This is a genomic window from Coprococcus sp. AM14-16, assembly GCF_003434675.1.
GTDB lineage: Bacteria > Bacillota > Clostridia > Lachnospirales > Lachnospiraceae > Coprococcus > Coprococcus aceti.
Genome location: NZ_QTLL01000001.1, coordinates 714,782 through 728,701, shown reverse-complemented (window position 1 = coordinate 728,701; position 13,920 = coordinate 714,782). Strand labels below are relative to the sequence as shown.

The 13,920-nt window shown below is 41.2% G+C and carries 7 protein-coding genes and 1 other annotated feature; of the genes, 1 reads left to right on the top strand and 6 read right to left on the bottom strand.

The window, feature by feature from the left end:
• Nucleotides 1-40 precede the first annotated feature (40 nt).
• The 5 genes from ilvN to DW159_RS03225 all read right to left on the bottom strand — a co-directional run bounded on the left by ilvN (nucleotide 41) and on the right by DW159_RS03225 (nucleotide 6,564).
• Entirely contained in the window at nucleotides 41-547 is a 507-nt protein-coding gene (gene ilvN / locus DW159_RS03250; protein WP_022058961.1) for an acetolactate synthase small subunit, read from the bottom strand.
• A gap of 81 nt (nucleotides 548-628) precedes the next feature.
• The gene (gene ilvB, locus DW159_RS03245) at nucleotides 629-2,353 is read right to left on the bottom strand and encodes a biosynthetic-type acetolactate synthase large subunit (RefSeq protein WP_022216433.1); all 1,725 of its coding nucleotides are present in this window, start codon (nucleotides 2,351-2,353) and stop codon (nucleotides 629-631) included.
• 101 nt (nucleotides 2,354-2,454) lie between these two features.
• Nucleotides 2,455-2,742, bottom strand: a binding site (T-box leader).
• Between the two features lie 74 nt (nucleotides 2,743-2,816).
• Nucleotides 2,817-4,127, bottom strand: coding sequence for a GNAT family N-acetyltransferase (locus DW159_RS13790; protein ID WP_242992603.1), 1,311 nt, complete (start codon nucleotides 4,125-4,127; stop codon nucleotides 2,817-2,819).
• Nucleotides 4,128-4,142: 15 nt separating this feature from the next.
• A complete protein-coding gene (locus DW159_RS03230; RefSeq protein ID WP_117548937.1) occupies nucleotides 4,143-5,519 on the bottom strand; it encodes an MATE family efflux transporter in 1,377 nt (458 codons plus the stop codon).
• A gap of 211 nt (nucleotides 5,520-5,730) precedes the next feature.
• Nucleotides 5,731-6,564 (bottom strand): Rpn family recombination-promoting nuclease/putative transposase, encoded by an 834-nt coding sequence (locus DW159_RS03225; protein ID WP_117548936.1) that lies wholly within the window; start codon nucleotides 6,562-6,564, stop codon nucleotides 5,731-5,733.
• A gap of 172 nt (nucleotides 6,565-6,736) precedes the next feature.
• Here DW159_RS03225 and asnB point away from each other — a divergent pair, with 172 nt between their 5' ends.
• Nucleotides 6,737-8,593 carry an asparagine synthase (glutamine-hydrolyzing) gene (asnB, locus tag DW159_RS03220; RefSeq protein WP_117548935.1) on the top strand — a complete coding sequence of 619 codons (1,857 nt, stop codon included), beginning with the start codon at nucleotides 6,737-6,739 and terminating at the stop codon, nucleotides 8,591-8,593.
• Nucleotides 8,594-8,699: 106 nt separating this feature from the next.
• On the opposite strand, the gene DW159_RS03215 is transcribed toward asnB, so the two are convergent.
• The gene (locus DW159_RS03215; protein WP_117548934.1) at nucleotides 8,700-13,910 is read right to left on the bottom strand and encodes a leucine-rich repeat protein; all 5,211 of its coding nucleotides are present in this window, start codon (nucleotides 13,908-13,910) and stop codon (nucleotides 8,700-8,702) included.
• Between the last annotated feature and the right edge of the window lie 10 nt (nucleotides 13,911-13,920).

Sequence of the window (13,920 nt, the reverse complement as noted above, 5' to 3'; positions counted from 1 at the left end):
TTTTCAACAATATCATTGTGACAGTTATTTTCTGGTCATACTATCTGTCCGACATGCTTATCGCTTCAACTGCAACACTGCCGCCTCTTACAACTTCTATCCTGTTAGGGAAACTCTCCTTGAACAGCTTTATGGCATTATCGTTCTTTGCATCCGTCTGGACACACTCAACAAGAACAGATTTCTTATTATAATCTGTTATCTTATAGCCAAATGCATTTGCAATTCGGAATACCTCGTCCTTATCTTCATTTGAGCAGCTATTGACCTTGACAAATAAAATCTCGTTGTTGTGAATGGCTATATCAGTGTAATCAACTACCTTGATAACCTCAACACTTCTGTTGAGCTGCTTTTTCACCTGCTCAAATGTCCTGTCATCACTGGTGAAACCGATGGTCATTCTGGATATTGTCTCATCCTCGGTTACTCCAACGGTTATAGTATCTATATTGTATGATTTGCTTGAAAACAAACCTGAAATTCTTGCAAGTACACCTACCTCATTCTCTACGAACAGGCATATCCATCTCTTCTTTACGCTCATTCTATATACCCCTTTCATCTGGATAATATACAAATCTATATATGTACATTCTATTACCAATATAAAATCAATTTATCAATATCAGCAGTCAAGTATCATGTCATTCAGTGACTTTCCACCCGGAACCATAGGAAATACGTTGGCCGTAGGATCGATGAAGAATTCTATAACTGTAGGTCCGTTTGTATTTGCCCTGGCAGCCTCAAATGCCGGCCTGATTTCCTCAGGCTTTGTAACTCTGATGCCCTTTGCATCATAGCTCTCTGCCAGTTTTACAAAGTCAGGAGAATACTTTGGACAGCATTTATCCGGATTCTGACAGTCTCTGTTGCATCTTCTTCTGTATCTGAGACATGTACTGCTGTATCTCTTATTGAAGAACAGCTCCTGCCACTGGCGTACATTGCCGAGATAGCCGTTGTTCAGTATACAGAGGGTAACAGGAAGCTCAAGCGCAACAGCTGTAGCCATCTCCTGAATGTTCATCTGGACTCCGCCGTCTCCGGATATACAGATAACATCTTTATCCATGTTGCCAAGCTTTGCGCCTATGGCAGCAGGAAATCCATAACCCATGGTTCCAAGGCCTCCAGAAGTTAAGAGCTGTTTGTTCTCGTCTATATCAATGTACTGCGTTGTCCAGAGCTGATTCTGTCCAACATCAGTTGTAACGATGAGATTGCTGTACATATCGTTTATGGTTCTGATGATAGCCTCAGGGGTCACACCATCATATCTGTTCATGTTGATAGGATACTCAGCCTTGACATTCATAATGTCATCCACCCAGCCTTTGATATCAAGAGGTTCTGCATATTCAAGCATCTTGGATATGGCAACCTTGGCATCAGCAACGATAGGTATATCTACCTTTATATTTCTTGATATGGACGCTGCATCTATATCAACATGTATGATCTTGGCATTCTTGGCAAATGTATCTATAGTACCTGTTATTCGGTCATTGAATCTACATCCGATGGAGAAAAGAACATCGCTCTCCATGATAGCCTTGTTGGATGCCATGTTACCATGCATACCGATGTTACCGACATAGAGTGGATGGTCAGTAGGTATAGCACCCTTACCCATAATTGTAGTAACTACAGGTATACCGGTCTTCTCTGCAAGCTCCTGCATTTCTTTTCTCGCATGTGCGATATTGACTCCGCCGCCGCAGAGGAACACAGGCTTCTTTGCATTCTTAAGCTCCGCAAGGGCTCGCTTGATCTGTCCAACATGTACACCCTCTGAAGGCTTGTAACCTCTGATATTTACTTCTGTAGGATACTCGTCACTTCCCATGGCAAGCTGTATATCCTTAGGAATATCAACAACTACAGGACCTGGCTTTCCGGTTCTTGCTATGTAAAAAGCATTTTTAATGATCCTTGCAAGATCTTCTCTCTTTCTTACTGTGACTGCATACTTACATATGCTTCTTGTGATTCCAACTATATCAACCTCCTGAAAAGCATCATTTCCAATAAGATTCATTGGAACCTGTCCTGTAAAACATACCAGTGGCACGCTGTCGTAGTTGGCTGTGGCAATTCCCGTTACAAGGTTTGTCGCACCCGGACCACTTGTTACCAGACACACTCCAACTCTTCCTGTTGAACGTGCATATCCATCTGCTGCGTGGACAAGCGCCTGCTCGTGTCTTGGAAGTATCATATCGATACCTTCTGCATCATACAACGCATCAAACAGGTCTATCGCCGTTCCACCAGGGTATGCGAACAGAGTGTCTACCCCCTCTTCCTGCAACGCTTTTACAAACATCTTTGCTCCATTGATCTCCATATCTTATACCTCCTGTAAAGTTCATGATAATCTAAACTTACGCCTCGGGATGTATATATGCACCCCATGCATAGAAAAAGCCCTAAGCGCAACTGTTTTACGCTTAGGGCGAATATGTTCATATCCGTGGTACCACCTAAATTCAGACAAATGTCTGCACTCATCAGATACTATAATAAATTATCACTGTAATCATTATTAATATCTTATTCCTGTAACGGGGAAAACCGTTGAAACCTACTCGACAACAGCCGACAAATATGTATGCTGCAATCTTTCAATCCACTGCTCGAAGGCTACCTTCCACACATTCCTGATGAAGACTCTCACCATCGTCTTCTCTCTGTTGATCGGGAGATGCATGTACTCCTCCTCGTCATAGCATTTGACTATTTCCCGGTCGTTTTACGACCCTTAGATGTGATTATTTTATCATTAACATGAAGATGTGTCAACGATTCTTTTACTTGCCCGCCAGCAGTTCAAACCAGAACACATCATAACCTGCCGCAGCGGCAACTCTCTGGGAGACTATATGGGACATGCCAGTTCCATAATATGGTATCCTGCCACTTCTGAGTATATCCATAGTGAGTTCAGATACCAGCGATGTACCCACATGCCTTCCCTCAGCATCTTGAACAACATTTATACCAATCTGCCAGAAGTCATCACTGTCAGCGCTTGCGCCAGCCATACCAATAATCTCACCATCTGATACAGCAGCAACAGCCAGCACATCAGGTGTGTTATCATCAAAACAGAAAGCTTCATCCCATCTGTCATCTCCTTTGAATTGCAGGATTTCATCCCCAGTATACCTGACAAGGTTAAAATCTTCTTTTATCATCGAATCAACGGTTTTATCTGTATTATCTTTTCTCGCTGCCTGTTCGCTCAGTTTCGTCGGAAGGTAAAATGGGTGGGCAGATTTCAATTTGCATCCGTATCTGGAAAGAATGTTGTCGAGTTCACGAAAATTCTCTATATCCATGAACCATTTTCCAGATGCATTCTCATAGCGTTTTCTGCATTCTTCTACAATCTCTCTCCTACCGGTAAATAGCAGCTTGCCATTTACCACAGCTATTTTGAGTGGGCACTTTTCCTGTCCTTTGAACCGTCTTTGTCCTTCTATCTGTCTGTATTCAGAAAATATATTGTCACCGGAATATATATCGGCCGCATCACAGCAGTAATCCCTGGCCAGCTGATCATACAGTGAATTCTTCATCTTTCCAGACAGCCAATGTTTTCTCGTCATAATATTTGTATGTCCTATCCGGACTTCATTCAAAAGAGGCACATCCACTTCATCACAGGTATGATGAAACACAAATCCGAGCTTTTCCTGTACTATGCGGGACTTGGAATTGCCATCGTAGTAACCGCACCATATCGTTCTCATGCCCAGATCAAGGAATCCATGTTCTATAAGTCTCTCAGCCGCCTCCGGTGCGTATTCGTTGCCCCAGTGAGGCTTTCCTATCCAGTATCCAAGCTCACATTCGTCATCGCGGTCTGTCATATCTGTCCTTCCGTTTAACAGTAATTCAATGGCTCCGACAACCAGACCGCAGTCCTTCAGACACACTGCGTAACACTCCGGTCCATTAAATACATTCCGTATCACATCAAGGCTGTACTCCCTGCTCTCATGCACAGGCCAGCCAGCTATAGGTCCCACATCAGGGTCACTTGCATATTCAAATAATATATCTACGTCACTCTCCTGCCAGTGACGTAATATTAACCTATTAGTTTCTAAAATCAAATCATATATCCCCTTTCATATAAGACTTTCTTTCCCCCAGTCTGTGCTTTCCCAGTTCTTCACTATCCTCAGATATTTACCGAGATTGATAAATGATCTAACGATCTCGTCCACTATGACTGCAAGAAAGACGCCTGCTATTCCAAGCTTAAGGACAAACACAAACAAAAGCGCCACAGAAACCACCCACACCGTGCCAAACAGCTGTGTTATGAGCATCCATATCGTGTTGCCACTGCCCCTGATCGCATTGCCAACAACTATGTTTGCTGATTTTGCGAACAGATTGATGCTGATAAAGATCAGATATATCCCACACGATGCAATTATACTCTTGTCGTTGGTGAAAAGTGATATGATCTGCTGTGGAAACGCAAGACAGACACCGAGTGTGATGATTCCAACTACTATACACAAGCCATACGCACAGACACATACACCCTTGTATTTACCCAGATCATTGTTTCCTTTTGCCTCACCGGTTAGTGTCATTGTACCATTTCCTATCGCTCCAATGATGACAACCGCCAGAACCTCGACACTGAATATGATGGAATAAATTCCGGCAGCCATCTCATTTATGGCGTTGAGAATCCTTATAAGCAGCAGATTACCGAGGTTCCACGCAAAATCCTCAAGAGCTGTGTTGACACCAAGCTTCGCAGACAAAAGATACGGCTTTATATGTGCCTTTAACACCCATTTCATTGATGGTTTAGTGTTAAGCTTCTTGCTTGATACCACGAATATCACTGCGAATATAAGTCCAGAGTACTCCGCTATTGTAGTCGCTATGGCTGCACCCTTTATCCCCATGGCCGGAAGCCCGAATCTTCCAAATATCATAACCCAGTCAAGGAATATATTTACACCAGATCTTAATATTCCATATATGACAAGCGGCTTTGTATAATTAGACGTCTGAAGTATTACACTGAAAGCACCGCCAAGTCCTGTTATCAGAAATACAGGCGCATAATACCTGGAATAATCAAGACACATCGGCATCAGGCCATCTGACACACCCATGAGTCTGAATACAAATTCAGCGCAGAATGTCCAGAAGAAAAATAACAGTATCGGTATGATATTGTTGTATTTCACCATGGCACCGGAGTATTCCTCTATATGTTCATTATCTCCTGCACCAACACTCTGGCTTATAAGTATGGACGCTCCTGTCACTATGGAAAAACAGAACGACATGGTTGTCCACATCGGCGAAGTCACATTGCCGAGTGCGCTCATGTACATGCTGTTTACATGTCCTAAGAATATTCTGTCTATAAGCATCTGGAGCTGAGATATCAGATTGCTAAGCATGATCGGAACCGCAATATTTAACAGTCCCGGAAGGTATTTTTTATTAGTCTGTATTATTGTATTTTTCACGATAGATTTCCTCTTTCTGTATTGTTTCTTATGGATATGTATTTCTATAAACTCCAAGCTCTATTGTCGCAATAATCATAACATGACAGCATATTCAATTATATCAACGCATGCTTTATTCTGCATTACACCTGTGGTGTGATATAACAAAATAAAGTGCATGAAAAACCGATTCATGCACTTTGCTTTACATACATTTATCTACAAATTATCAGTCCAGATCAAGCCAATATGCTATATGTTCAGCAAGATCATCCTCGTCCATCTCAGGATGTTCTGCTATGTAATCTTTTATCTCATATATTTGCTGTTCTTTGATTCCCAGTATTTTAGCAGCAATCTCGGCATCTTTTACATCTAGCTTCTTTACCTGATCAATCAGATGCATATATTTGCCCAACAGCTTATTTTCGTTATCTCTCATCAACAATGTCATAAATTCGCGCCTCCATTTCTTATTGCTTTTAACATTATTAACCTCTTCATCAAGCAATTTTGTTAGAGTGCTTGATGGTTTATCTCCACCAATATAGTGGAGAAGCTCTTTTACTTCATCGCTCACATCATCCATAGTGCCTTTTGTATTAAGTATAATTTTTACAGTATCATCATTAAGCTTAAGTGCAGGTTCCTGAATGCACGTATTCTCAAAAGTATAGATATGACGACCCATGCCAAATTCATCATAATCACATATAAATATTACATAACTCTTCTTTAACTTGTTATAATCTTCGCCCTTGTCGATGATATTGATATCTATTATACCTTGATAATATCTCATCCTTTTAGGAAGATTTTTCTTATTTGTTGTCTGCATCTCAATGTTGTATATTGTGTCGAATTCATCTTCAATATACACATCAAGTCGAACACTTTTTGAGCCTACGCCTTTGCTTATCGTCTTTTCAAGCTCTGGATATTTTATCTCCCGTATTTTTATGTTTAAAATGCATTCCAGCAGTGCTTTACACAATTTCGGATTCTGCATTACAGCGCCAAAAATAAAATTGTCCGTTATAGTCTTATCTTTAAATATCGTCATTTTATATGTCCTCCTGTATGTGCCTCTCCAAGCGCAATGTCAGTCCTTCATATAAAAATCTTGTTTAGATTATAACTTTTATTTAATCATACTACAACCGCATATCATCTAAAAGTTCTATAAAATCAACTCCCCAATATAATATATAGATACCACAAAAAGAGGTAAATATATGTGTTCCATCGCAGGATTCTATAACTCCAACAGGGATTTCAATACCGAACATGAACGATACTCATACATATTGAACGACATGAATAATGCGCTTGCTCACAGAGGTCCGGATGCACAGAATACAGTGCTGTCATTCCACTGCGGGCTTGCCCACACCAGACTGTCCATACGTGACGTGGCAAGAGGCGAACAACCCATGAAAAAGACAATCGGAGAAAATGATATATACATAGTGTACAACGGCGAGATCTACAACACAAAGGAGCTGAAATCGGAGCTACTCGCCCTTGGATATACATTTGACACAACATCTGATACAGAGGTTATACTCAACTGCTTTCTACATTATGGCCCGGACTTTGTACATAGATTGAACGGTATATTTGCATTTGCAATATATGATGAGCATATCCAGACAATATATCTGTACAGAGACCACTTCGGTGTCAAGCCACTGTATTACTCAGTGACAGACGACAGGACTCTTGTATTTGCATCGGAGATAAAAGGGATACTATGCTATCCGGGCATACGACCTGTCATAGATGCAAATGGACTGTGTGAAGTGTTTGGAATTGGTCCGTCCAAAACTCCCGGCTGCGGTGTGTTCAAGAACATAGACGAAGTGAAACCGGGACATTTTATGAAGTTCTCAGCATATGGAACGAGTGACTTCACATACTACCGCATCACAAGCACACCACACACGGACAGCTACGAAGACACAGTGAAAAAAGTTCGATATCTTGTTAAGGACAGTATAGAAAAACAGATTGTATCAGATGTACCTATTTGCACTTTTCTCTCAGGCGGCATCGACTCATCAATCGTCAGCAGTGTGTGTGCGGCAAAGCTTAAGGAGCAGGGAAAGCAGCTTCACACATTCTCATTTGACTTCAAGGACAACTCCATATATTTCAAGTCAAACGCATTTCAGCCAGAGCAGGATCGACCATATGTAGATATGATGGTAGCCCACATAGGTTCAGACCACACATACCTCACCTGCAATTACAGTGATCTTGCAGACTATCTGTATACTTCCGTGGAATCAAGGGATATGCCGACCATGGCGGATGTGGATTCATCACTTCTGTACTTCTGTTCATTGGTGGCAAAGGAATACAAAGTTGTATTGACCGGAGAATGTGCAGATGAGATATTCGGAGGCTACCCTTGGTTTTACAGGGATGAACTGCTGTCTTCAGACACATTTCCATGGATGAAGGATCTGTCGCCAAGGCTCTCCGTACTGTCGCCGGACCTCAGAGATAGTCTTGATATACCGGGATATGTGTCATCACTGTACAATTCTCTCCTGTCCGAGATCAATCTTCTTCCGGGGGAATCCGATACAGAAAAACGGCGCAGGCAGATATCTTATCTGAATATCAGGATGTTCATGCAGACATTGCTTGACCGAATGGACAGAACAAGCATGGCAAGCGGACTTGAGGCGAGAGTTCCATTTGCAGATCCACGAATACTTGATTATGTGTTCAACGTTCCATGGGAGTACAAATATTCCGAAGGCTGTGAGAAAAAGCTTCTCAGAGAGGCCATGAAGGATTATGTTCCGCACGAGATCATGTACAGAAAGAAAAGCCCTTATCCAAAGTCATATGACCCTCATTATGAGCAGGAGCTTGCAAAGAGGCTTCTCTGTGTGCTAAACGATCCGGAAAGTCCTCTTCCGCCTCTCATCGACAGAGAATATGTGAAAAGTTTCATAAATGCGCCAAAGGATTACGGCAGACCTTGGTTCGGTCAGCTCATGGCAGGCCCTCAGATGATGGCATATCTGCTTCAGGTAGACTACTGGTTGAGAAAATATGCCATTGTCCTTGACATATAAAAAGACTTCCAGCCTTCTGTATACATGTGGCGTATCGAAAATGGCGAATACGCTGCATGTACAAGAGGTCTGAAAGTCTTGTTTTTGCAGGCAATTTATATATTTGTTATTTATAGATTGCTTTCGCAGAAGGACTGCCCTTCTTTATCAGTTTCTTATATGCTGTGGCCTTATTCCCAGGTACAGCAAATGTAATTTTACTGTATGTTCCACTGAAGGCTTTCGCTCCAACGCTCTTAAGTTTAGCTGACTTTATCGTCATCTTCTTAAGGTTTTTGCATGATAAAAATGCGTTTGCCCCTATGCTTGTCACATTGTTACCTATAGTGACATTCTTTAGAGCCGTATATCTGCTGAATGCATTTGCGCTTACAGATGTTATCTTAAACCTTACATCTCCTATAACTACAGTATTTGCGATGGTCAGTGATGCAAATTTCTTATCTGACCTTGAGTACGTTGTTCCGGCAATTGCAACTGTTCCGGTGCCGTCTGCCTTTGCTCCGGTTATTGTGTACCTGAACTTTCCAACTGTATATGTCTTTCCCTTGGCAGCCTTTACTATGGTAAATGTCTTTGTTATCTTTCCTGAATATGCATTCTTACCACATATGGTCACGCTTGCCTTGCCAACCGCTTTGTTCTTGCTGTAGGTTACAGTGTAATCCTTGTTCAGTCTAAGTGTCTTTGCACCAGCCTTTACAACAAGAGACTTCTGGGTATGTACCTTTCCGTTGTAGATCTTGTTCTCTATTCCAGAAACAGTGATCTTGCTTGTCTTCTTGCTTATATCTGTTGTTGCAAGTTTGGCAATACTTGCTGTTTTCGCAGCCTTGCACACGGTACATGTGAATGTCTTCACACCTGTCGCCGTGTATGTCGGTTTCCTTGTCACCCTGCCAGAATTCCACTTATGTCCAAGTTCCTTTACATATACACCTGTGCTCATGACATCACCGCAGATTGAACACTCTGTATGCCCAGTTCCTGCCCTTGTGCAGGTTGGAGCCTTCTCTCCCTTTAGTGTATACTTTACTGTCTTTCCCCCTGAACATGCCGCTCTGTAGATAGTTATCTTAAGCTCTGTGCTGTCATAATTTTCCTTGTCATCGCCAACGTATACAGCTGTTGCCATCACTGATCCGCCTGCCTTTATCGCAGTCTTAGCATCCGCATCAAGCCATGTCCAGTCACCCGGAAGTGCTATACTTCCGACTGTCTTATGTGTATTATCTACACTTAACAGCAGATTCGGCATTGCAGCCTTGCTCACATTTACCGTGATCTCAATTTCTGCTGTGTTGTAATTCACACTGTCAGCCGGCGTAAATACAACGGTATACAGCGTCTTGTCACTGTCAGATACAAACGGCTTTATGGAATCATCCTTCCATGCAAATGTTCCCGGTATCTCAACCTGATCAATACCCTCAAAGGACACTCTTCCTCCAGATATAACAGCTTTTGCAAGATTGTCACCGTATGTTATTCCGCTTGCCGCTGGTAATTCAACTACTTCTACATCGGCCTTTGAGACATTTGCCTGAACAGTTCCACTGATCGAATTGTAATGCTCCTGGTCATCTGGGATAAATATGACATCATAGTCTGTAACGTCCACCGATGGTACTACAGAATCATCAGCCCAGCTCCATGTTCCGGTTATGTTTTCTCCTGAAACTCCGATTACGACTCCGCCCGAAATACTTGCTTCATTTAAGGTTTTGTGTGGATCGTAGCTTATAGGATCTGCCACCGGAAGTTCACTTATAACCGGATCAGCTTTAACTATATCGAATTCAGCCTTGCAGTTTATATCGTAATTTCCTCCCATGACGTCCGTGATGGTTATTGCCGCTGTTCCAACTTCTGTATTGTCACTGTAAGATACTTCATATTCGCTTGAAGGAATGACTGTATCACCATCCATAAGGGCAAACTCAGGCTCTACCTTCTGTCCTGTGTATGTGTACTCAGACTTAAGTCCGTCAAATGTTGGACTGCTGATCTTCTTTGGCTCAATGGTAAATGTCACGTTCTTTGTTCCTGAGTAAGCACCGATTCCTGTTACAATCGCAGTCGCTGTGCCGGCGTTGATATTGTCGGAATACGTTACATTATAATCTGAGCCTTCTTTTAGCTGTACAGAAAACATATTGTCCCAATTATAATATACCTTTACAGATGGTTTTAACTCACTTCCGGAGTAGATGATGTTTTTATTTTCATCTAACTCTGCATATACTTTATCGTTCAGCAATGCTCCAATTCTAAGCTTATTATCTTCTATACTTGTTGACAGATCAATTATAGAATCATCTGATGATGCGTTGAACCAATCTGACTTTAACGCAATGCCATCACCTGCTACAGCATATGCAGCACCTTGTTGTACACCTATTCCATCCAGAACAATCGGAATAACATTATGAGGCTCTGCATTTATAATTATTTTTTCTCCGTATATTCCATACAAATATATTCCGTCATTGATTTTTATATCACTGTTGTTAAAGTATAATTTTATTGTTTCATCAGCTAGAATTATCTTGTTTATATCTCCACCATTTAGTATCAATTGACCCATAGTATGTATCGTTCCCGAAATTTTTACATTACCAATTGTTACTGTTGAATCTTTTTTTATATCTAAATGACCTTTTACGTATCCTCCCGTCTTGGAAGCAATTATCGTTATTTTTCCGTTATTTACATTAATATCATCTATCTTATGTCCATTTATGTCTATAGTAAAATCAGAATCAGGATTGTTTATATCAAGAGCTGTATTCGTATCTTCCATAACGGTAACAACACTACCCGGCATTTTTTCGGCATAACCTATTGCTTCCGGCAGTGAAACACAGGATAAAGTCTCATCACCTTTTGTGACTGTCGCCGCAAGTTTCTCACCACAGTATCTGCATATGCCATCCTCGAAGTTATGTTTGCCAAATACATCCTTTTTCTCATTGCTGTATGACACCGAGGCAACGTCAGATGAAGCGTTACAGCCTATATAAGTTATGCTCTTATATACCTTCGGGCCATGTAATACAGGATAGGTGTCTGTTCCGATGATCTGTCCCCAGATTTCTTCTGACTGACCGTTCTGCAGGAGATATGCAACCTCGCCGTTCCTATATTGTTCTGTTGTTTTACCTTCTACATTTTCGTATTTTCTGGTAATATCACCATATGCATACTTGTCTCCGATCGAATCCCCAGCATAAACGGTACTGTCATAATAGCAGTTTTTGATATCCCCTTTGCCATCAATATCTTCTCCACATATACCTCCAATCTTATCACCACTTCCAGAAACCGCACCCATACTGTTGCAGTATGATATTGCGCTAAAATTAGCCCCGCAGATACCGCCTATATATGTTCCTGATCCACGGATATCGCCAGAATTACTGCAGTTTGTGATATTGCTGGCATAACCGCCAGAACCACTATTTCCACATATCCCGGCAACTCTATAAACGCCGCTCACATTACCTGTGTTATAACAACGTGTGATCGGGCTTGTACTATCACCGCATATACCGCCTACATAAGTATCACCATTAACCACACCTGTATTATCACAGTCAGAAATCGTTCCTCTGTAAGTACTTCCGCATATACCACCAATCCCCAAATGAGAATTACCGGTTGTCCCATTGATGGTGCCTGCATTATGGCAGTTTACGACCGTTCCAAGGTGGCTCTTTCCGCATATACCTCCAACATCGGTAGCGCCACTGAAATATGAATCTAAAATACTTACATTGTAAATCTTGCCATCTTCAATACAGCCGAACAAACCTATAGACCGATCATCATCCTTTTTTAAATATAAGCCGCTGATCGTGTGGTTTTGCCCGTCAAATGTGCCACTGTATGGAGCAGCAAATGGCACATGGTTTTTTCCGTAATAAAATGTTCCGATAGGTATCCAGTCTCTATACGTTCCTTCATTTAGTGTGCCATCTGATTTCAGAACATTTTCATTTACAACAATATCATCTGTAAGAACTACATTTATTTTTCCGTATGTATCATTGTTATTGAGCACTTTATCGCTAAACCAATACAGTTCACCTGTATTTCCAATCTCATACACCTTGTCCTTACTATCATCATTGTCGATATCATACTTGTCCGTAGTGAGTACTGCCGGCTGATACGCGTCGCAATCTGTACAAAATCCCTGCGAATTATAATTGTGTGATTTCGTTTCTTTAGTCACATATCCGATCGGACAGTCTTTGCATGCTACTCCTTTTGTATGTTCTTTGTCATCTTGCCAAATATATGTAATATTACCGTTTGTATTATGTTTGTGTTCAGCTCCATCTATCAGAATTGTGGCTCCATCTTCAACAATAAGCTTGTCCAGATTTGTGATGCTCGCACTACTCTCAAATTCTATGCTTTCTCCACTTGCAATCGTTAAATCTTCTTTTAAAGCGGCTTTACCATATACATATGTTTTCGTTACATCATCACCGGTATCAATGTCGTTCCATTGCTTTGTGATGACAGAGTTGCTGAAGTCACAATCACTTAATACAGGTTCTTGACAGGCTAAAGCACGGCTAACCACGATCTGGCTTCCTGATACATTAATTTGTTGATTTGATCTAATTACCTCACCTTCGTATCGTTCTGTTGTTGCTTTCGCTTCAACATAACTGTCTACTATATTAATTTTATCACCACTAATTACGTTTGAATGATCCTCCTCATTTGCTACCACATGGCTATTTTCAATCGTTAAGCTGCCGCTACATTCAATTTGGGAAGTCTCCAGCGTTGCTCCTATAATTTTTATATTATTATTATTTGAGCCTAAGTCATCTGCACTGATTTTTCCACAACTTAGACTTTCATTCTGATTGTTACCATTTATTTCTAATGTAGGCACAATTCCGCTTTCTGTTAAAATACTTTGAATCACCATATCTGATCTCATAGTATTTGTTCCGGATAACATAATCGAAAGATCACCGTTCTGAATCGTAATGTTTCCAGAAATAGACGCATTTTCCAGTACAAGCTGATTCCTCGTGATGTCATAGTACCAATTAGTTCCCTGATATATCGTGTCATCATTACCAGAAACTTCATCATCTTGAAATTCCCCATTATCAATAAGACGTGTTGAGCCCATCAATAAATATTCGGGTATTTTTTCCGTTGTAGTCTCCTCCGCCTTAGCATTCATCACTCCCCAGCCGCTTGCCCCCAGCGCCGGCGCAGACGACGTAATTAACGTTGCAGCAAGCGCAATTATAATTCCCTTCTTAAATAGTATTCCCTTTCTCATTCCATACCTC

Excerpts from the sequence above, each read along its gene's own strand:
- DW159_RS03215 (WP_117548934.1), bottom strand. The coding sequence starts at position 13,910 with ATGAGAAAGGGAATACTATTTAAGAAGGGAATTATAATTGCGCTTGCT.
- ilvB (WP_022216433.1), bottom strand. The coding sequence starts at position 2,353 with ATGGAGATCAATGGAGCAAAGATGTTTGTAAAAGCGTTGCAGGAAGAG.
- asnB (WP_117548935.1), top strand. The coding sequence starts at position 6,737 with ATGTGTTCCATCGCAGGATTCTATAACTCCAACAGGGATTTCAATACC.
- ilvN (WP_022058961.1), bottom strand. The coding sequence starts at position 547 with ATGAGCGTAAAGAAGAGATGGATATGCCTGTTCGTAGAGAATGAGGTA.
- DW159_RS03225 (WP_117548936.1), bottom strand. The coding sequence starts at position 6,564 with ATGACGATATTTAAAGATAAGACTATAACGGACAATTTTATTTTTGGC.